Annotated in this window: 6 protein-coding genes; 5 read left to right on the top strand and 1 reads right to left on the bottom strand. The window is 74.1% G+C overall.

What is annotated here, in order from left to right:
* On the bottom strand, positions 1-13,199 hold a 13,199-nt coding region (locus tag ACWD12_RS34270; RefSeq protein ID WP_450102852.1), incomplete at its 3' end, for an amino acid adenylation domain-containing protein.
* Positions 13,200-13,418: 219 nt separating this feature from the next.
* Between ACWD12_RS34270 and ACWD12_RS34265 the strand changes: the two genes are divergently transcribed.
* The 5 genes from ACWD12_RS34265 to ACWD12_RS34245 all read left to right on the top strand — a co-directional run bounded on the left by ACWD12_RS34265 (position 13,419) and on the right by ACWD12_RS34245 (position 22,451).
* Positions 13,419-17,030, top strand: a complete 3,612-nt coding sequence (locus ACWD12_RS34265; protein WP_450102851.1) for an amino acid adenylation domain-containing protein — start codon at positions 13,419-13,421, stop codon at positions 17,028-17,030.
* 134 nt (positions 17,031-17,164) lie between these two features.
* Positions 17,165-18,781: a (2,3-dihydroxybenzoyl)adenylate synthase gene (locus ACWD12_RS34260; RefSeq protein WP_450102855.1), complete on the top strand. Its 1,617-nt coding sequence runs from the start codon at positions 17,165-17,167 to the stop codon at positions 18,779-18,781.
* Between the two features lie 32 nt (positions 18,782-18,813).
* Positions 18,814-19,866, top strand: coding sequence for a CoA transferase (locus ACWD12_RS34255; RefSeq protein ID WP_450102850.1), 1,053 nt, complete (start codon positions 18,814-18,816; stop codon positions 19,864-19,866).
* On the top strand, positions 19,860-21,119 hold the full coding sequence (locus tag ACWD12_RS34250; protein ID WP_450102849.1) for an amidohydrolase family protein: 1,260 nt from the start codon (positions 19,860-19,862) through the stop codon (positions 21,117-21,119). The genes ACWD12_RS34255 and ACWD12_RS34250 overlap by 7 nt, the downstream gene beginning before the upstream one ends.
* Positions 21,120-21,656: 537 nt before the next feature.
* Positions 21,657-22,451: a DUF4389 domain-containing protein gene (locus tag ACWD12_RS34245; RefSeq protein ID WP_358363009.1), complete on the top strand. Its 795-nt coding sequence runs from the start codon at positions 21,657-21,659 to the stop codon at positions 22,449-22,451.
* The last annotated feature ends 3 nt before the right edge of the window (positions 22,452-22,454 follow it).

Genomic DNA, 22,454 nt, shown 5'->3' with positions numbered 1-22,454 from the left:
TTGGTCAGGCCGCGGTAGGGGGTGACCACGCCCTTGGGGCGACCGGTGGTGCCGGAGGTGTAGATGACGTACGCGGGGTGGTCCAGGCGATGCGCGTCCGCCCGGGTGAAGCCCGGACGCTCCGCATCCGTCAGATCCGCACCCGAGAACGCCGCGACGAAGGCGGCCACTTCGGGCGCGTCCAGCAGCAGCGGTTCCGCGTCCTCGGGCAAGCGGTCCGCGGACGCCTCGGCGGCCAGCACGCACACCGGCCCGGTGTCCTCCAAGAGGAGGGCCAGGCGCTGTGCGGGCAGGTCGAGTTCGAGGGGCAGGTACGCGGCGCCGGTCTTCAGCACCGCGAACAACGCCGCCACCATGTCGGGCGTACGCGCAAGTCCCAGCGCGACCACGCGCTCCGGCCCCGCGCCGTGCGCCTGTAGCAGGCGGGCGATGCGGTTGGCGCGTTCGTTGAGTTCGCGGTAGGTCCAGGTGACCGCGTCCGGGGTGTCGGGTCGGAACACCAGGGCCACCGCGTCCGGTTCGGCGGCAGCCTGCTCCTCCAGCATCTCCGCGATCGTCACGTCGGGCAGGTCGTGCGCGCTGTCGTTCCAGGCCACCAGGACCTGCGCCGACTCCGCGTCGGAGAGCAGTTCGTAGTCGCCTATGCGGCGGTCCGGTGCCTCGCCGACCAGTTCCAGCAGGCGTACCAGCCGGGCGAGCAGGGTCTCGGCGGTCTCCGCGTCGAAGAGGTCGGCGGCGTACTCGATCGCGACCTCCAGCGGCCCGACCGGGGCGCCGGTGTCGCTGGTCTCGCGGAACACGAAGTCCAGATCGAACTTCGCGGTGGGCGGCGTGAACCGCGCCCCTTCGACCGCCAAACCGGGGAAGTCGACCGTTCCCACGGCCTGGTTCTGGTAGCCGACCATGACCTGGAACAGCGGGTTCCGGCCCTGCGAGCGCACCGGGTTGAGGGCCTCGACCAGCCGCTCGAACGGCAGGTCCTGGTGCGCGAACGCGCGCAGGTCGGTCTCGCGCATCCGGGCGAGGAGTTCGGCGAATGTGGGGTCGCCCGACACATCGGCCCGCGCCACCACGGTGTTGACGAAGAACCCGATCAGGTCGCCGAGCGTCTCGTCGTCGCGGCCCGCGACCGGGCTGCCGAGGGGGATGTCGTCCCCGGCGCCCAGGCGGTGCAGCAGCAGCGCCACGGCGCTCTGGAACACCATGAACGAACTCGCCCCCGAGGCACGGGCGATGGCCCGCAGCCGGTCGGCCGCATCCGCGGGCAGCATCGCTTCGACGGTGCCGCCGCGGTACGTGGCCAGCGTCGGCCGCGGGCGGTCCGTCGGCAGCGGCACTTCCTGTGGCATGCCCGCGAGTTCCTCGCGCCAGTAGGCGAGTTGCCGGGCGTGCAAGCTGTCCGCGTCGTCCGGGTCGCCGAGCAGGTCACGCTGCCAGAGGGTGAAGTCCGCGTACTGGACCGGAAGGTCGTCCCAGTCGGGCGGGCTGCCCGCGTGGCGAGCGGCGTACGCGGCCGCCAAGTCGTGGGCGAAGGGCCGCAACGACCACTCGTCGACCGCGATGTGGTGGAACACCGCAAGGAGCACGTGCTCGTCCGGGGCCGTCGTGAACACCGAGACGCGCAAGGGCGGATCGGCGGCCAGGTCGAACGGTCGGCGCACGGCTTCGGCGACGAGGGCGGTGACGCGCGTCTCGGTGTCGACGCCGCTGCCGCATGCGCCGCGGGTGTTCTCGCTACCGGAGTCCTGCGCCGACACGAACTCGACGTCGAACGCCGGGTGATCCGCGGACACCAGGTGCTGAGCGAGATGGTCGCCCGGGTCCCCGCCGGCCCCGGGAGCCTCCACACAGACCGTGCGCAGCGCTTCGTGCCGCGCCGCGACGTCGCGGACCGCGGCCCGCAACGCCTCGGTGTCCAACGCGCCGCGCAGCCGCACCGCGACCGGCTCGTGGTAGGCGGTGCCCGCGTCCGCGAACTGGCCGAGCAGCCACAGGCGGCGCTGCGCGTACGAGAGCGGCACGTGCTCGGGCCGCGGACGCGGCGCCGGCACGGGACGCGCGTCCGACGCGTCGCGGTCGCCGAGCGGCCCCATGCGCTCGGCGAGCGCGGCCGGGTTCGGGGCGCCGAACACGTCCCGGATGCTCAGCTCCACGCCCAGTACCGAACGGGCCTTGGCGGTCAGCCGCGCGGCGAGCAGCGAGTGGCCGCCGAGATCGAAGAAGTCGTCGTCGGCGCCGACGTCCGCGACGCCGAGCACCTCGGCGAACAGCGCGCACACCGCCTTCTCCTCGGCGGTCTCCGGAGCCCGCCCGGCGGGGCGTACCGCCGCCTCGGGAGCGGGCAGCGCGCGCAGGTCCAGCTTGCCGTTGACGGTCAGCGGCAGCCGGTCGAGCACCACGAAGGCGCTCGGCACCATGTAGTCCGGCAGGCGCTCGCGCAGGTACTCGCGCAGGCGCGGTACAAGCGTCCCGGCTTCGCGCGTCGCGGCCGGATTGTTGGTGTACGCGGCCAGCGTGGGCCTGAGCACGCCGGGGGTGTACGGCGCGACCGCGCGGGCGGCCACCCGGTCGGGGGTGAACACCGCCTCGCAAGTGCCGTCCGGATGCGCGGACCACGTGACCGCCACGTGGTGGCCGTGCCGCGCGCCGAGCACGTACAGGTCCTCCGGCTCGACCGCCTCCGGACGCCGCCGGTCCCGGGCCTCGCGTGCCTCGGCGACGGTGCCGCCGCCCGCGAGCACCCCGGCGGCCGCGGCCTCCCCGACGAGACGGGCGTTGGGGATGCCGGTCACCCGCAGTGACACCGGCGCGCTGCCGCGTCCTCCGGCGACTTGCGGGCTTTCGGACGCGGCGCCGGTCGCCAGGCGGTCGGCGAGGTCCGCCAGTCCGGTGTCGGACCAGGGGACTTCGGTGGCCTCCGGGACGGCCGCCCCGGTGTCGTCGGCCGGGCCCGAGGCGCGGCGCAGGACCGCGTCGTACCGGTGGCGCGACAACTCGTTGTGCTCGGTGCCCCGCTTGACCAGGACGTCCACTCCCGCCAGCCCGGGCACATGTTCCGGCAGGGCCGCGAAGTAGCCGGGGTCGACCAGGAGTTCCTTCTCCCAGACCAGGGACCGTTCGATGGCGGCGCGTACTTCGGTGTCGTCCGCGGCCGCGTCGGCGCGTTCCAGCTGGATCGCGGTGTGGAAGATCCGGGCGAGGCGCAGGTCCCGCACGTCGCCGAGGAACACCGCGCCGCCGGGCGCGAGCAGTTCCACGGCCCCGCGCAGGACGTCGGTCAGGTAGTCGGCGCTCGGGAAGTACTGCGCCACCGAGTTGACCACGATGGTGTCGAAGAAGCCCTGGGGCAGACCCGACAGGTCGTGCGCGGGGCGCACCCGCAGCTCCACCCGCGCCGCGAGCACGGGGTCGCGCTCCAGATCGGCACGCAGCTTGGCGATCACCGGGGCCGCGAAGTCGGTCGCCCAGTACGCCTCGCAGTCCGCCGCCAGACGGCCCATCAGGAGGCCCGTGCCGACGCCGATCTCCAGGATGCGGCGCGGCCGGTCCACAGGGGCCAGCGCGGCGATGCGGGCCACGGTGGCGTCCCGCCATTCGCGCATGTGGTGGAGCGGGATCGGGCGGCCGTCGTAGCTGCTGTCCCAGCCGGCGAAGTCCTCGCGGAACAGCGCGGTGCCGATCTCGGCGTACTCCGCGTCGTAGATCTGCTGCCACTCGGCGAGTTGCTCGGCCTCGCCGGCCGCGCCGCGCCCGGCCTCCGGGTCGGGCACGACGTACCCGACCAGCCGCGCGGCGCCGTCCGGTCCGGGCAGCGGTACGACCGCCGCGTGGGTGATGTGGGGGTGGGTGGTGAGGGTGGTTTCGATTTCGGTGGGTTCGATGCGGTGGCCGCGGATTTTGGTTTGGTGGTCGGTGCGGCCGAGGTAGTCGAGGGTGCCGTCGGGGCGGTGTCGGGTGAGGTCGCCGGTGCGGTAGAGGCGGGTGCCGGGTGGTCCGTAGGGGTTGGGGACGAAGCGGGCGGCGGTCTGGCCCGCGTTGTCGTGGTAGGCGCGGGCGAGCCCGGCTCCCGCGATGTAGAGCTCGCCGGGCGTGCCCTGGGGCACCGGCCGCAGGTGGTGGTCGAGCAGGTAGACCTGCGTGTTGTGGATCGGGCGGCCGAGTGCGGGGGTCGGTGATTCGTCGGTGCCGGCGCCGAGGGTGTTGATGGTGTACTCGGTGGGGCCGTAGAGGTTGTAGCCCAGCACGCCCGGGGTCTCCCGCAACGCCGACCACACCGTGTCGGAGACCGCCTCACCGCCGAGCAGCACCAGGCACGGCCGGTGCTCGCCGGTCAACAGTCCTTCGTCCAAGAGGTGTTGCGCGTACGTGGGGGTGATGTTGATGACGTCGATGTGGTGGTGGTTGAGGTAGTGGGTGAGGGCGTGGGCGTCGCGGCGGAGTTGTTCGTCGCAGATGTGGACTTCGTGGCCTTCGACGAGCCAGAGGAGTTCTTCCCAGCTCATGTCGAAGGCGAAGGAGACGGTGTGGGCGATGCGTAGGCGTCGTCCGGCTTGGGCGACGACGGGGTCGAAGATGTGGCGGCGGTGGTTGTACTGCATGTTGGTCAGGCCGCGGTAGGGGGTGACCACGCCCTTGGGGCGACCGGTGGTGCCGGAGGTGTAGATGACGTACGCGGGGTGGTCCAGGCGATGCGCATCGGCCCGGGTGAAGCCCGGACGCTCCGCATCCGAGAGGTCTTCCCCTGACAGCGCGAGCAGTTCGGCGGCGGTGTCCGGCGCGTCGATCACGACCCGTGCGGCGGCGGGGTGTTCGGGGACCTGCCGCTCCACCGCCTGCGCGGTCAGTACGCAGACGGGGTCGCCGTCGTCGAGGAGCAGCGCGAGGCGCTGTGCGGGCAGGTCGAGTTCGAGGGGCAGGTACGCGGCGCCGGTCTTGAGCACCGCGAACAACGCCGCCACCATGTCCGGGGTGCGGGCGAGGCCCAGGCCGACCAGCCGCTCGGGGCCGGCGCCGTGCTTCTGCAGCAGCCGGGCGATGCGGTTGGCGCGTTCGTTGAGTTCGCGGTAGGTCCAGGTGACCGCGTCCGGGGTGTCGGGTCGGAACACCAGGGCCACCGCGTCCGGTTCGGCGGCAGCCTGCTCCTCCAGCATCTCCGCGATCGTCACGTCCGGGAGATCGTGCGCGCTGTCGTTCCAGGCCTCGAACGCCTGCCGGGACTCCGCCTCCGAGAGGAGGTCGATGCGGGCGCAGGCGGCGTCCGGGGCCTCGGCGAAACCGGCCAGCACGCGTTCGAACCGGTCGGCCAGGCGTTCGGCCTCGTCGCGGTCGAACGCCCCGGTGTGGAACATCACGCGGACGGTGGTCTCCCGGCCCGGTGTCACCACGAACGACACCGGGTAGTGGGTGGCGTCGCGTACCTCGTGGTCGAGCACGCGGAGCGCGCCGTCGGGGCCGTATCGGGTCGCCCTGTCCGGCAGCGGGAGGTTCTGCACCACGAAGAAGGTGTCGAACAGCGGTCCGGCGCCGACGCGGGCCTGGATCTCGGCGAGGCCCAGCTCCGGGTGGTCGAAAAGCTCGGACTTCTCCTCGTGGAGGCGGTGCCACAACGTCCGCGGCGCCTCGTCGGGGCGTACCCGCACCCGCACCGGGACCGTGTTGAAGAGCAGGCCGACGGTGGTCTCCACGCCCGCGACCCCGGGGTGCCGGCCGGAGACCAGGGCCCCGAAGACGCAGTCGTCGCGCCCGGTCAGGCGGGCCAGCAGCAGGCCCCACGCGGACTCGTACACCGTGCCCAGCGTCACGCCGGCGGCCCGGGCGCGGGCGGCCAGCCGGTCGGTCAGCGCGGTCGGCAGCGTGCGGACGAACTCCTCGGCGGATTCCGCGGTCGCGCCGTCCGCGTCGTGCCCCGCCGGGGCCAGGCGCGTCGGCTCGGCGACGCCTTCGAGGTAGGCCGACCACACCGCCCGCGAACGATCCGCGTCACGATCCGCCAGCCAGTCCAGATACCGTCCGAACGGAGCTGTGGGACGCGCGAGTTCGGCCTCCGCGTCGGTGTAGGCGGCGAGGAGCGAGGTCAGCACCAGGCCGCTCGACCAGCCGTCGAGCAGCAGCACCTGCGAGGTCATCACCAGCCGGTACGCCTCCGGCCCGACCCGGACCAGGCCGAACCGGATCAGGGGCGGGCGCAGCGGGTCCCACGGGCGGTCCCGCTCGGTGCCCGCGAACTCCTCGAACCCGGCGGCCGGATCAGCGGCCTCCGAGGCGTCGGTGAAGTGGAACGGCGGCTCCCAGCGGCGCGGCACGACCGCGACCGAGGCATCGCCGAAGGGCACGAACCCGGCACGCAGGTTCGGGTACTTCTCCAACACGGCACGCACCGCATCGGCCATGCGGTCCGGATCCACCGTCCCGGACAGGTCCAGAACGACCTGCTGGGTATAGATGGCACGCGAGGCCGCGTCCGTCTTCAGGAGGTACAGCAGGCCTTCCTGAAGCGCCGACAGCGGCAGGATGTCGGCGACGCCGACACCGCCCAATGCGCGGTCCAGTGCCCGGCGTTGCTCCGGGGACACCTCGACCGCGCGCCGCGTGGCCTCCGCGGGCACCGTCGCCGCGCCGGCCGGCGGCCGATTGGCGAGCGCCGTCCGTGCGAGTGCCGCCACCGTCGGATTCCGGAACACGTCGCGCACCGTGAACGGCAGGCCCGCCGCCCTGGCCCGCGACGCCAGGAGCGTGGCCCCGATGCTGTCGCCGCCGAGGGCGAAGAACCCGTCGTCGACACCGACGCCCGGCAGGCCCAGTGCCGTGGCGAACACCTCGGCGAGGACGGCCTCTTCCGGAGTGCGGGGTTCGGCGGACGGGGTCGCGGCGTCGAACGCCGGCTCGGCCAGCGCGCCGCGATCCGTCTTGCCGCTCGGCAGCAGCGGCAGCGCGTCGAGTACGACGACCGCCGTCGGGACCATGTGCTCGGGAAGCACGCTGCCGAGGTGGGCGCGCAGTTCGTCCGCACCCGGGGCGTCGCGGCCCGGTTCGGGCACGACGTACGCCACCAGGCGCGGCGCACCCGACGCGGTCCGCCGGGCCGCGACCACCGCCGCCGACAGGTCCGGACGGGCCGTCAGGCGGGCCTCGATCTCGGCGGGTTCGATCCGCACGCCGCGGATCTTCACCTGGTCGTCGGTGCGGCCGAGGAACTCCAGCGCCCCGTCGGGGCGGCGGCGCACGAGGTCGCCGGTGCGGTACATGCGGGCGCCGGGCGGCCCGTACGGTGCCGGGATGAAGCGCGTGGCGGTCAGCCCCGGCCGTCCCAGGTAGCCGTCCGCGAGTTGGTCGCCGGTGAGGTACAGCTCGCCCGGTACCCCGGTCGGAACGGGCGCCAGACGCCGGTCCAGGACCAGTGCGCCGGTGTTCCACACGGGACGCCCGATGGGCACACTGCGCCCGTCTTCGCCAGGCGAGGACCACGAGGTGGCGGTGATCGCGGCCTCGGTCGGGCCGTAGGTGTTGTGGGGGCGGAGGCCCAGCACTCGCGCGGCCCGGTCGGCGGTCGAGGGAGGCAGGCTCTCCCCGCCGCACAGCAGCAGTCGGAGTCCGTTCGGCGTGGCGTCGGACGTGCGGACGTTCCCGGGGGGCCCGGACTGGCTGTCGGTGTCAGGGGTGGCGTCCGGGGTGGCGGTCGGGGCGCTGCCCGTGGACCACGACTCCAGGAACGCGTCGAGCATCGGCGGCACGAAGTGCGCTGCGGTAACGCCTTGTTCGCGGACCAGGCGGGCGAGGTAGCCACCGTCGCGCTGGCCGCCCGGCTCGGCGAGGACGACGGCCGCCCCGGCCGTCAGGGGCCAGAAGGTTTCCCAGATCGCCACGTCGAACCCGGCCGGGGCCTTGTGCAGGAAGCGGTCGTCGGGAGAGAGCGGGAACTCGTCCTGAACCCAGGCAAGTTGGTTGCCCAGCGCGCGGTGCGGGACCACCACGCCCTTGGGACGGCCGGTCGAGCCCGAGGTGAACAGCACGTACGCCGCATCCCCAAGGACCGCCGCAGTCGGCGGCGTCTCGGTGCCGGGCGCCGCTGCGGCCAGAGCGGCCGTCACCTCCGGGGAGTCCAGCGCGACTACCGGTACACCCGTCCCGTCGAACCGTCCGGCGTTCGCGCTGCTGGTCAGCACGCACACCGCGGCGGCGTCGGAGAGCATCTCCAGCAAGCGGGCGTCGGGGTGCTCGGGATCCAGCGGCAGATAGGCCGCGCCCACGCGCAGTACCGCCAGGAGCCCTGCGACCAGGTCGGCGGACCGTGGCAGCGCGACCGCGGCAACCGCGCCCGGGCGGACTCCAAAGCCGCGCAGCACGCAGGCCAGGCGGTCGGCGCGGTCCAGGAGTTCGCGGTAGGTGACCGCGTGGCCGTCGGGTTCGACGAGCGCCACCGCATCGGGCGTGGCCCGGGCCTGCGCGGCGATGCGTTCGTCCACCCGGGTGGCGGGGACCGTCCGGGCGGTGGGAGGCGCGGTGAGGGCCGTGCGTTCCGCCGCCGTGAGCACGTTCAAGTCCGCGACACGGGTGTGGGCGGCGTCGGCGGCGTGCGTGAGCAGGCGCGTCAAGCCGTCGAGGAGCGCCGCGACGGTCGCATGGTCGAACAGGTCGGCGGCGTAGCCGGCCTGGACCCGCACGCCGTCCTCCGCGGTCTCGACGAACCGCAGGTCCAGGTCGAACATGGCGGCGCCGGTCGGCGGCAGGTAGGCCTCCGCCGCGATGCCGGGCGGCGCGAAGGCGATCTCCTCGGCGCGGTGGTGCGCGACGGAGACCTGGAACACCGGATGGCGGCCCAGCACGCGCGCCGGAGCGAGCCGGTCCACGACCCAGGCGAAAGGCACGTCGGCGTGTGCGAAGGCGGTCCGTGAACGGTCCCGGATCTGGTCGAGCAGCACACCGAAGGAAGGCTCGCCGGCCAGATCCGCGCGCAGGACCACGGTGTTGACGAACAGGCCGACCACGTCGTGCAGGTCCTCGTCGGTCCGGCCGGCCACGGGGACGCCCACGGCGATGTCGTCACCGCCGCCGACCCGGTGCAGCAGGGCCGCGACGCCGGCGTGCAGAACGGTGGCCAGGCCGGTGTCGTGGGTGCGGGCGAGCGTCCGCAAGGCCGCGGTCAGCTCCGCGGGCAGCAATGCGTCGGCCGTACCGCCGTGCAGCGAAGGCTCGGCGGGCCTGGGCCGGTCGGTCGGCAGCGCGGCTTCCTCGGGAAGCCCGGCCAACTCCCGTGTCCAGTGGTCGAGCTGACGCGATGCCAGGCCGGTAGGCGCCGAGCTGCGGGCGCCCAGGAGATCGCGCTGCCAGACGGAGTAGGCCGAGTAGGTGACGGGCGCCGCGGCGTGCGGCTGTTCCGCTGGACGCGCGGTGCCGGTGCGTGCCGCGTACGCGGCGGCGAGGTCCGCCAGAAGCGGACCGTACGACCAGCGGTCGGCCGCGGTGTGATGAAGCGTCAGCACCAGATGCGTGGCTTCACGGGTGGTGAACACCGCCGCCCGGAAGGGTAGGTCGGCGGCCAGGTCGAAGGGGCGCGCGACCGAAGCGGCGACGTCGGCTGCCACCCGCCCGGCCGGGGCGTCGCCGAGGTCGACGACGTCGCAGCGCAGCCGCACGGCGGCCTGGGCGGGCGTGAGCACGCGTTGCGCGGGCCAGTCCGCGTGGTCGGCGGCGGACAACAGCGTACGCAACGCCTCGTGACGGGCCACGACATCGCCGACGGCGGTACGCAGCGCCGCGACGTCCACCTGCCCGGTCAGCTCCAGTGCCAGTGGCAGGTGGTACGCCGCCGACGGGCCGCGCAACTGCTCCTCCAGCCAGAGCCCGGCCTGCGCGAACGACGCCGGGACGTCCTCGGGCACACGGGTGCCGCGTACGCGTGGACGTGCGGTCTCGGCCAGGGCCGCGGCGGCGGCCAGGGCCTGCGGCGTCGGAGTACGGAAAACGTCGGCGAGCGAGATCTCCACGCCCAGGGCGGCCCGCAGCCGGTTGGCCAGGCGTGCGGCCAGGAGCGAGTGGCCGCCCAGGGCGAAGAAGTCCTCGTCGGCGCCGACGTCCGGGACACCCAGCAGCTCGGCGAACAAGGCGCAGACGGCGGCTTCGCGGGCGTCCGCCGCGGCGCGCCCGGCGGGCCGGTCGTCGGCGGGCCGCGGGCGGGGGAGTGCGGCGCGGTCGACCTTGCCGCTGGGGTTGAGCGGCAGTTCGTCCAGGAGGGTGAAGGAGGCCGGGACCAATGCGGACGGCAGGACCGCGGACAGGGCCGAGCGTACGGCCGCGGTGTCCAGGCCTGCGGCGTCCGCGGCGTCGGCGGGGACCAGATACGCGGCGAGTGCCCGGGCACCGTCGCCGCCCGCCACCGGGATCACGACCGCGCGTGCCACGCCCGGGAGTTCGAGCAGCCGCGCCTCGACCTCGCCGGGCTCGACGCGCACGCCGCGGATCTTCACCTGGTGGTCCGCACGGCCCAGGAACCGCAAGTCGCCTGCCGCGTCCCGGCGCACGCGGTCGCCGGTGCGGTACATGCGGTCGCCGGGAGCGCCGAACGGGTCGGGTACGAACCGCTCGGCGGTCGCGCCGGGCCGTCCCAGGTAGCCGCGGGCCAGCCCGGTGCCGGCCAGATAGAGGTCGCCCGGAACGCCGTCGGGAACCGGTCGCAGGGTGGAATCGAGAACGTAGGCACGGGTGTTGGCGATGGGTCGCCCGATCGCCACCGGCCCGGGGGCGGTTCGGGTGTGGGCGAGGCTGTCGCCCGCCGCCTCGGCGCAGCCGTACAGGTTGACGATGCGGGCCTGCGGCCACCGTACGGCGACCGCGTCGGCCAGGGCGGCCGGGAGCGCCTCGCCGGAGGAGATCCACGTGGTCACCGAGTCCAGGGACCCGGGCGCGGCGGTGTCGAGCAGCGTCGCGAGCAGGCTCGGGACGACGGTGACGACCTGCACGCCGTGCGCGTCGACGAGGGCGCCCAGGCGGCGCGGATCGGCGGCGGTCGCGTCGTCGGCGAGGACGACGGTGTCCCCGGAGGCCAGGCCGCCGAGGAGTTCGGTGGTGCCGTCGATGAACGTCAGCGCGCTCTTGGCGACGCGGATGCGCGGGCCGTCCGCGTCCCGGCCCCACGCGAGGCGGTTGGTGAGTGCCGCCTGCGTGCCGACCACGGCCTTGGGGTGCCCGGTCGAGCCGGACGTGAAGATCACGTACGCGGCGGCGCCGGGGGCCACGGCGGTCGTCGCCGGGACCCCGGACGGAGCTTCCCCGGGTGCGGGCAGGTCGATCCGGACCTGCCGGGTGCCGGGCGGCACCGGCAGGTCGCCGGGTGTCGCCGCGTCGCACAGGACCAGTTCGGGCCGTGCGTCGGCGAGCATCAGCGCGACGCGTTCGCGCGGCTGGTTGAGGTCGAGGGGAAGGTACGCGGCCCCCGCCCGCAGGACGGCCAGCAGTGCCGCCGGAAGGTCCGCGGAGCGGGTGAGAGCCAGGGCGACCACGGGTTCCCGGGCTGGACGGGCGCCGGGCGCGGGAGCCGCAGGAGCCGCGGCGGCGGCGGGAGCGGCGGGCGCCGGGTCGGTGGTGCCGGGGGCACCGGCCCCCGGGGCGTTGTCGCCCGACCCGGCGGCGAGGGCGTCCCGCACGATCCGGTCGATCTCGGCGGCGCGGTCGCCCAACTGGGCGTACGTGAGAGTCCGTTCCGCGACAACGGCGGTGGCGTCCGGGGTGTGGGATATCTGACGGTCGATCAAGGCCGCTACGCCGCCCGGGGGAACCGGGGTGGCGGCGGGTTGCGGCGGCAGGACCGCGTCGCCCAGCAGCGTCAGAGGCGTGTCGGGGGAGTCGAGGGCGGCGGCGAGGGTGGCCTCGAAGTGCGCCAGGAGATTGTCGACGCTCTCCGCGGTCAGCAGGTCCGCGCGATAGGTGGCCTCGACGACCAGCGACCCCGGTCGCAGGAAGCACTCGAGCGCGAGGTCGAACTGCGTGGTGTCGTTGTGGATGTGCCGCCAAGAGGCGGTCAGCCCGGGCAGGTCCAGTTCGGCCAGTTCATGCGCGAGCAGGCCGAACATCACGTCGAACAGGGGGGTGCGGCCGGGACTGCGCCGGGGGCGTACCGCGTCCAGGACCTCGTCGAAGGGGACGTCCTGGTGGGCGAACGAGGCCTGGCACGTCTCGGCGGTCCGCCCGACGAGCTGACGGAAGGTCAGGGCGGCGCGGCGGCCCGGCGGTTCGGACACGTCGCAGCGCAGGACCACGGTGTTGCCGAAATTGCCGATCAGGCGGGCGGCCTCGGGGCGGCCGCGGTCCATGGTGAGGGTGCCGACCGGCAGGTCGTCCGACCCGGTGTGGCGGCGCAGCACCGCGGCGAACCCGGCGAGCGCCGTGGTGAACGCGGTCGTTCCCTCGGCGGCGGAGAACGCCGCGAGCCGGTCGGCGAGTTCCGGCGCCAGGCTGCGGACCCGGCGGCCGCCACGCTCGTCGCCCACCGCGGGGCGCGGGCCGTCCGCGGGCAGTTCTGCCGGTTCGGGCAGGGACTTGAGCCGGTCGCGCCAAAACGCCGTGCCTTCCGGGTCCGCGGCCGGACGGCCGCGCTCCCAGGCGGCGAAGTCCGCGTACTGGACCTCGGGTACGCCGGGGGCTGGGGTGCCGTCCGTCGCCGCCCGGTAGAGCACGGCGAGGTCGCGGGACAACACGCCCCAGGTGCCGCCGTCCCACGCGATGTGGTGCACGACCTGGACCAAGGCGTGCGCGTCCGGGGCGAACCGCAGCAGTTCCCAACGCACCGGATGGTCGTGCGCGAGGTCGAACGGCAGCGACGCCAGTCCCACGGCCGCGGCGTCGGCCGCGTGCCGCCGCTCGGCCGCGGGGACCGCGGTGAGGTCGCGCACCGGGATGTCCGGACGCGGAGCTTCCGCCACGATCTGGTGGGGCGTACCGTCGTCGTCGATCCGATAGACGGTGCGCAGCAGTTCGTGGCGCACGACCAGGCCGTGCAGGGCGACCCGCAGGGCCGCGACGTCCAACGGTCCGGTCAGTTCGATGACGAGGCAGCCGTTGTAGGAGGTGCTGCGCGGGTGCGCCTGGTGGTGCAGCCACAGACTGTGTTGCGCGTGGGACAGCGGCGCGGGGACGGACCGGTCGCGGACCGGGACCCCTCCGCCCGAACTGCCGGCGAGACCTGCCCCGGCGAGCAGACGCTTCATCAATTCCCGGCGGCGGTCGGCTGGATCGCCGCCCGGCGTGGAGGGTCCCTGTCGCAACGTGCCGCCTCCTGGGCGCGCCCGGCCCGCCGCGTGAATCGCGACGAGAACAGTATGGAAGCTTGCCTTAGTTAGGTTTGCCTACCCTATATTTGTGACGCCCGTCGGGGGTGTCAACCCACGCCCACGGGGCGGACGTACGCCGGGCGGAAGGGGAACAACGTGCACTGGAGCGTCGAGGACGTGCGTCGCGAGGTAGGGCAACTCCTCGAATGCGAACCGGATTCGGTACCCGTCGACGGCAACCTGATTCAGCACGGGCTCGACTCGCTCAGACTGATGAGGCTGGCGGGCGGCTGGCGACGGCGCGGCGCGGAGATCACGTTCGCCGAGCTCGCCGAGCGGCCTACCGTCGCGGCCTGGGCCGCGCTGCTGGCCGCGGGCGTCGGAGCGACGGAGCAGCCGACGGACCCGACGGACCCGACGGAGACGGCCGAACCGGCTGAATCGGCCGGACCCGACGCGTCCTCGGCGCCCTTCCCGCTCGCCGCCATGCAGCACGCCTACTGGGTGGGCCGCGGCGACGACCAGGTCCTCGGCGGCGTGGCGGCCCATCTCTACACCGAGTTCGACCGGCCTGCCGGCAGCGCGACCCCCCTGGACCCCGCGCGCCTGGAGGCCGCGGTCCGCACGCTGACCGCCCGGCATCCCGCGCTGCGCACCCGCATCACGCCCGACGGCCGCCAGCAGGTGATGCCCGAGGCCACCGGCCCCCTGCTCACCGTCGAGGACCTGCGCGACCTGCCGACGGACCGCGTCGCACGGCGCCTGGACGCCATCCGCGACGCCTGCTCGCACCAGATGCTCGACATCGAGGCGGGCCGCGTCTTCGACATACGGCTCACGCTCCTGCCCGGCGGAACCACCCGCCTGCACGTCGACGTCGACATGGTGGCCGCCGACGCCCTCAGCTTCCGCATCCTGCTGGCCGACCTCGCCCGCATCTACCGCGCGCCCGACCACGAACTCCCGCCGCTCGCCTACGACCACCGCGCCTACCTCGCCGACCGGCCGCCACTACGGGCCGCCGCGGCCGAACGCGCCCGCGCGCACTGGGAATCGCGCCTCGCGGATCTGCCGGGCGCCCCCGACCTGCCGCTGCGTGCCGAGGCCGAGCGCGGCGACCCCTCCCGCGTGACCCGGCGGCACCTGTGGCTGAGCCCCGAGGACAAGCGCCGTTGGCTGGAGCGCGCCCACGAACGCGCGGTCACCCCGGCGATGGCCCTCGCGGCGGCCTTCGCGCACGTGTTGGCCGCGTGGAGTGCCGAGCCGCATTTCCTGCTGAACCTCCCGCTGTTCGACCGCGAGGAGATCCACCCCGACGTCCCGTTCCTGGTCGGCGACTTCACCGGATCCGTGCTTCTGGACACCGACCTCGGCGCACCCGCGTCGTTCCTCGACACCGCGCGCGGCATCCAGGCCCGCCTGCACGACGACGCCGCACACGCCGACCGGTCCGGCCTCGACGTCCTGCGCGATCTCTCCCGTGCCCGCGGCGGCCAGGTGGTCGCCCCGATCGTCTACACCAGCGCGCTGAACCTCGGCGAGCTCTTCGCCGAGGACGTGCGCGACCTGTTCGGCGAACCCGAGTGGATCATCTCCCAGGGCCCCCAGGTCCTGCTGGACGCCCAGGTCACCGAAGTGCGCGGCGGCCTGCTCGTCAACTGGGACATCCGCGAGGAACTGTTCGCCCACGGCGTCGCCGACGCGATGTTCGAGGCCTACCGCGGCCTGGTCACCCGCCTCGGCACCGAGGAGGCCGACTGGGACCAGCCGGTCGGCGAACTGCTGCCGGCCGCGCAGCGCCGGGTCCGCGACCGCGCCAACGCCACGGACACGCCGCGCGGTACGCACCGGTTGCACGACCGCTTCTTCACCCTGGCGCGCACCCGTCCGGACGCCGTCGCGGTGGTCGCCGGAACGGAGTTGCGCTGGACGTACGGCGAACTCGCCGACCGGGCCCTGCGCGTCGCCGCTGCCCTCGGCGAACAGGGCGTACGCGCCGGTGACACGGTCGCGGTGACCCTCCCCAAGGGGCCGGACCAGATCCTCGCGGTGCTCGGGGTGTTGGCGGCAGGCGCCGCGTACGTCCCGGTCGGCGTCGAGCAGCCCGCGTCCCGCCGCGCCCGGATCCACGCGACCGCGGGCGCCCGCCTGGTGCTCGACGGCGACGGGGCAACAGGGGCCTCCCCGCACGCCCGTTCGCTCTCCTTGGCCGAAGCTGCCGGGCATGCTCTGGCGTTGCCGGGGCCGGTGCCCGGCGACGCACACGCGGCGGCGTACGTGCTGTTCACCTCCGGCTCGACGGGCGAGCCCAAAGGCGTCGAAGTCCCGCACAGCGCCGCCGTCAACACCATCGACGACCTCATCGGCCGCTACGCGCTCGGCCCGGCGGACCGTACGCTCGCCCTGTCGGCGCTCGACTTCGACCTCTCGGTCTTCGACATATTCGCCCCCCTCGCGGTCGGCGGCGCCGTCGTCGTGCCCGATGCCGACGACCGGCACGAACCCTCCGAATGGCTCCGGCAGTTGCGCGAGCACCGCATCAGCGTGCTCAACTGCGTCCCGGCACTGCTCGCCATGCTGCTCACCGCGGTGGAACAGGGCACGGAACCCGGCACGGGACAGGGCACGGAACCCGGCACGGACCAAGGCGCCGAGCACGGCTCCGGCCGCCTCCCCGACACCCTGCGAGTGGTGCTGCTCGGCGGCGACTGGGTCACCGCCGACCTCCCGGTCCGCCTGCACGCCCAGGTGCCCGCCTGCCGCTTCGTCGGCCTCGGCGGCACCACCGAGACCGCCATCCACTCCACCGTGTACGAGGTCCCGCCGGGCGCCGAACTGCCCTCGTGGTGGCGGGCCGTCCCGTACGGCCGCCCCCTGGCGAACGTGCGCTGCCGCGTCGTCGACGTCCTCGGCCGCGACCGGCCCGACCACGTGCCGGGCGAACTGTGGATCGGCGGCGAGGGGGTGGCCCTCGGATACCGCGGCGATCCGGTGCGCACCGCGGACCGGTTCGTCGAGTACGACGGGCAACGTTGGTACCGCACCGGCGACCTCGCGCGCTATCTCCCCGACGGCACGCTGGAGTTCCTCGGCCGCCGCGACCACCAGGTCAAGCTGCGCGGCTACCGCATCGAACTCGGCGAGATCGAGGCCGCGCTCGCGGACGTGCCGGGCGTCCGGCAGGCCGTCGCGGGGGTCGTCGGCGCACCGGGCCGCGCGTTGGCCGCGGCGGTGGTCGGGCCGGCCGAACTGACGGAGGAACAGATCCTGTCCGCCGTCCGGGATACGCTCCCGCCGCACATGATCCCCGAGCAGGTGCTCGTGCTCACCGAACTGCCGCTGACCCGCAACGGCAAGACCGACCGGGCACGCCTGGCCGCGTTGTGGGAGCAGGGACGCGGAAGCACCGCGCACGCGGCGCCGCGCGGGCCGGTCGAGGAAGCCGTCGCCGCGGTGTGGCGCGACGTCCTCACCGGTGCCGGCACCGCCCCGGCCCGTATCGGGCGCGACGACGACTTCTTCGCACTCGGCGGGGACTCCGTGTTGGCCACCGCCGCGGTGGGACGCCTTCGGGAAGCCCTCGACACCGACGGGCTGTCGGTCCGGGCCCTGCTCGGCAACCGCACCGTCGCGGCGCTCTCCGCACGGGTGGTCGCGGACGAGGACACACCCGGGCGCACCGCCGCGGTCGCCGAGCTGTACCTCCAGGTGGCCGCACTCACCGACGAAGAGGTCGACGCGATGCTCGCGTCGGACAGCCCGGCGTAGATCCCGTCCACGTCCGTCGATTTCCCGCACGTCCCACGCCAGCAAAGGACGAAACCGTGCCCACGAGCACCGGCGAAACACACGAAAAAGCCGACACCGCAGGCCAGTTCGCCGGCACGACCGGCACCGGTTCCCTGGACGGGTTCGTCCCCTGGCCGGACGATGCCGCGGCCCGGTACCGGGCCGCCGGGTACTGGCGCGGCGACACGCTCGGCGCGCTGCTGCGAACCTGGGCCGGCGCGTGGCCGGAACGTACCGCGCTCGTCGACGCGGCCGGACGCACCACGTACGCCGAACTCGACCTCCGTGCCGACCGCACGGCCGCCGGGTTCGCCGGACTCGGCGTGCGACCCGGCGACCGGGTGGTGGTGCAACTCCCCAACAGCGCGGACTTCGTGGTGGTGCTGTTCGCCCTCGCGCGCCTCGGGGCCGTACCGGCGCTGTGCCTGCCCGCACACCGAGCCCACGAGATCGGGCACCTCGCCGCGTTGTCGGAGGCGGTGGCGTACGTCATCCCCGACACCCTCGCGGGCTTCGACCACCGGGAGCTGGCCCGCGAGGTCCGCGAGCGCGTCCCGTCTCTGCGGCACGTCGTGGTGGCCGGCGAGCCGGGCCCGGACGCCGTCGCGCTCGCCGACGTCGACGCCGAGCCCGTCGCGCTGCCGCCCGGACCGCGCCCCGAGGACGTCGCCCTGCTGCTCGTGTCGGGCGGAACGACCGGGCTGCCCAAGCTCATTCCGCGAACACACGACGACTACGCCTACAACGCGCGTGCCAGCGCCGAGGTGTGCGACCTGACCGAGGACGACGTCTACATGGCGGTGCTGCCGGCCGCCCACAACTTCCCGTTGGCCTGCCCCGGCATCCTCGGGATCCTGGGCGTCGGCGGGACCGCGGTGCTGGCGCCCGGCCCCAGCCCGGACCAGGCGTTCGCGCTCGTCGAACGCGAGAGGGTCACCGTCACCGCCGTCGTGCCGCCGGTCGCCGACCTGTGGAGCCAGATGTGGGAGTGGGAGCCGGGCGACCGGTCGTCGCTGCGCCTCCTCCAGGTGGGCGGCGCCCGACTGCCCGCCGCGCTCGCCCGCGAGCTCACCCCCGCCCTGGACTGCCGCGTCCAGCAGGTGTTCGGCATGGCGGAAGGTCTGCTCAACTACACCCGAACCGGCGATTCCGACGAGATCGTCGCGGAGAGCCAGGGACGCCCGCTCAGCCCCGACGACGAGGTCCGCATCGTCGACGGCGACGGATCGCCGGTGGCCGAGGGCGAGGTGGGCGAACTGCTGACCCGGGGGCCATACACGATCCGCGGCTACTACCGGGTGCCCGACCACAACGCCAACGCCTTCACCCCCGACGGCTTCTACCGCAGCGGCGACCTGGTACGCCGCCTCCCGTCCGGCCATCTGGTCGTCGAAGGGCGCATCAAGGAGGTCGTCAACCGCGGCGGCGAGGGCGTGCCGGCCGGTGAACTCGAGGACCACCTCACCGCCCACCCCAAGATCCGCCAGGCCGCGGTGATCCCGCTGCCGGACCGGGTCCTCGGCGAGCGCGTCTGCGCGATCCTCGTGCCCGCGGACCCGGCCGACCCCCCGACCCTGCCCGAGCTCAAGACGTTCCTCGCGGAAGCGGGCCTGGCCCCCTACAAGACCCCCGACACGATCCGCATAGCCGCCGCGTTCCCGCGCACACCGGTGGGCAAGATCGACAAGCGCAGCCTCGCCGACCAGGCGAACGCGTTGCCGACCGGGTGACCCGTACGACGCCACCGCATAGCATGCCGGGCGTGGCGATCACTGCGGCCAGTCCGTGGACGGCCTCCGCCGAACCGTTCGTCGGTCGACTGGAGGCGATCGCGCGCGACTTCACGCGGCTCACCGGCACGCCCGTGGACGTGGCGACCGAACTGTTCCTCCGCGCGGAACTGGCCGGCTACCGCCCTCCGGGGCGGACCTCGGCGAACGGATCCTGCCATCTCGTCCCGGCCTCCGACGGCTGGGCGGCGGTCAACCTGGCCCGCCCGGACGACGCCGCCGCGCTCCCGGCGCTCTACGCCCTGCTCGGTGCCGACGTGCCCGACACCGAAGCGCCGGTCGCCGGGCTGCGCGAGGCCGCCCGGGAGCGCACGGCCGATCAGGTCGCATCAGCCGCGCAACTGCTCGGTACGCCCGCCGCGGGCCTCGGCTCCGTCCGCGACGGGTCCCGGGCGGTGTACGAGGTACAGCACGGCGAGCGCCGCGTACGGGGCTTCTCCGGGCTCCGCGTGGTCGACCTGTCGGCGCTGTGGGCGGGCCCGCTGTGCGCGCGTCTGCTCGGGCAGGCCGGTGCCCGGGTGACCAAGGTCGAGAGCACCACGCGGCCCGACGGCGCCCGCCGGGGATCGCCGGCGTTCTACCGCCGTCTGCACGAGGGGCACGAGAGCTTGGTCGTGGACTTCGCGTCGGGGGCGCTGCCCGCAATCGTCGCGGAGGCGGACGTGGTGATCGAGGCCTCCCGGGCCCGCGCGCTCCGGCGCCTCGGCGTGGTCGCCGAGGACTTCCTCGCGGCGCGCCCGGGTCGGCTGTGGATCGGCATCACCGGGTACGGGCGGGACGACGACCGCGTCGCGTTCGGCGACGACGCCGCCGTCGCGGGCGGCCTGGTCGGCCGGGACACGTCCGGCGACCCGGTCTTCCTCGGCGACGCCATGGCCGATCCGGTGACCGGGATCCTCGCCGCGCACGCCGCCGCCCGGGCGCTCGCCGAAGGGGGAGGACGGCTCGTGTCCGTCGCCATGGCGAACTGTGCCGCGTGGCTGGCCGACGGCCGCGCCGACGAGGTCCCCCGCTCGCCGTGCTGATCAGACGTGTCGAGCTGGCGGGCGCCGAGGTGGTGGACGTCCGGGTCACCGGCGGCCGGATCGCCGAGATCGGAGCCGCCGGCGAGCGCCTGCCCGGCCGGGCCGACCTGGACGGCCGCGGCGCCGCGCTGCTGCCCGGTCTCCACGACCACCACGTCCACCTGACCGCACTCGCGGCCCAGGCGGCCTCGGTACGTGTCGGCCCGGCCGACGTCGGCGGCCGGGCCGGTCTCGCGGCGGCGCTGCGCACCGGGCCGCCGGGGGAGTGGGTGCGCGCGGTCGGCTACCACGAGAGTGTCGCCGGGCGCCTCGACCGATGGGTGCTGGACGAGCTGGCCGGCGACCGCCCGGTGCGCGTCCAGCACCGCACGGGCGAGCTGTGGGTCTGGAACAGCGCGGCCCTGCGGGCGGCCGGGCTCGACGGCGACGGGTGCTTCTGGCGGGAGGACGGGCGGCTGCGTGCGTGGACCCCGCCTGTACCGCTGGACCTGCCGGCCCTGGGGCGGCGGGCCGCGGCGCTCGGGGTCACCGGCCTCACCAACGCCGATCCGCAGCCCGCGGAGGGGTTGCCCGCCCTGCTGTCGGTGCTGCCGCAGCGCGTGGTCGTCATGGGCGTCGGCGGCCCGGTGAAGGTGCTGCTAGACGACGCCACCCTGCCGCCGCCCGCCGAACTCGCGGCGGCCGTCCGGGCGGTGCGACCGCGCCGGGTGGCGGTCCACTGCGTCACCCGCGTGCAACTGCTGGTGACGCTGCTGGCGTTCGACGACGCCGGCGCGGTCCCCGGGGACCGCGTCGAGCACGGTTCGGTGATCCCCGCCGAGACGATTCCGTGGATCGCGCGGCTCGGACTGACGGTGGTGACGCAACCGCACTTCGTGGTGGAGCGCGGCCGGGAGTACGCGACGGATGTGGACCCGGACGACCGCGAACACCTGTACCGCTGCCGGTCCCTCGCCGAGGCGGGAGTCCCGGTGGCCGCGGGGACCGATGCGCCATTCGGAGGGTTCGACCCGTGGGCGGCCATGCGCGCCGCGGTGGACCGGGACGGCGCGGAGGCCCTCGAACCGCTCGACGCGCTAAGCCTGTTCACCGGAAGGCCGGAGGCCCCCGGGGTTCCTCGATACCTGGACATCGGCACGCCGGCCGACCTCTGCCTGCTCCGCGTACCGCTCCGCGAGGCGCTCGACACGCTGACCGGCGACGTGGTCCGGGCGACCTTCGTGGACGGCCGCATCGTGCCCGCCCATCCCTAGGGAGTGTCTTCAAATTCGCGTCGGGCCCGCGAACCGTGGCACGCACGCTCGCCGCGTTGCGGACCTTGCCGCCGGGCCCGGCGGCCCTCCCAAGCCAAACCCAGGCCGAGCTGCGGCCCGCGCCTTGCGAGCGCACGCACCACGGCCCGCGGGCTATCCGACGCGAATTTGAAGACACTCCCTAGGGCCGGAGCCCGACCCGGACTCGGCGACCGACCCGCAGGCGGGGTTGCGCGTGGTCGGCAGCAGACGGAGCGTCAGCAAGCCCAGGTAGCACGCCAAAAGGTACTGGCGGTCGTCGAACGACCGGCCGCCGAGGGGAGCAGCGTCGGAGTACGTGCAGTACATCAACCGTGAATTCGCCGACCGATCCGGAGACACGGGTGGCGCGAAACGGATCGCCGCTGATCGGCCGAACGGGCGTACGCGGTGTGTCGCGGCCGATTCTTGCGGGAACTCGCGGTCACCGCAGAAGACCGTGTCGCAGAGGAGCCAGGTGTGCCCGCATCCGCAAGCGAGCCGTTGCCCGAGTTGGACATGCCGTTCCCGGAGCACCAGAACCGCTGGACGGTGTTCCTGCGCCTCCTGCTGCTGATCCCGCAGTACATCGTGCTGGCGGTGCTGTCGATCGTGGCCGTCGTCACCGCGATCGTGGGCTGGTTCGCGGCGCTGGTGCTCGGCCGGCTGCCTTCGCCCATCCGGGGGTTCCTGACCGGGTTCCTGCGCTACGACACCCGGGTGAACGCCAGCATGATGCTGCTGACCGACCGGTACCCGCCGTTCCGGCTCGGCGAGGTGGCGGGCTACCCGGTGCGGATCGAGATCCAGCCGGTGCATCTCAACCGGCTCGCGGTCTTCTTCCGGATCCTGCTGATGATCCCCGCGATGATCATCCAGGCGATCGTCTCGGCCGGGTGGTGGTCGGTCGCGTTCATCTCGTGGCTGGTGGTCCTGATCATGGGACGCATGCCCGAGCCGCTGTTCGAGGCCACCAGCGCGATCCTGCGGTACCGGATGCGGCTGGGGGCGTACTCGCTGATGCTCGCCTCGTCGTACCCCAAGCGCCTGTTCGGCGACGCCCCCGACGCGGCGTGGTCCGCGTCCGCCGCGTCCGCCCAGCCTGTCGCGGCCGGGAAGGGGCCGGACGAGATGACCGTCGGCGCGACGCAGACGGCGGCGCGCTCGGCCACCCGGCCGCTGCGGGTCGGCACCGCGGGCAAAGTGCTGATCGGCGTGTTCATCGTCCTCGGCCTCGGCAGCGTCGCGGCCAACAGCGCCAATTGGTCGATGGATGACGACGACGATTCGGCCAGCGCCCCGGCGGTCCCGTAGGAC

The organism is Streptodolium elevatio (assembly GCF_053592165.1).
This window is presented reverse-complemented; position numbering and strand designations above follow the sequence as displayed.

Excerpts from the sequence above, each read along its gene's own strand:
- ACWD12_RS34245 (WP_358363009.1), top strand. The coding sequence starts at position 21,657 with ATGCCGTTCCCGGAGCACCAGAACCGCTGGACGGTGTTCCTGCGCCTC.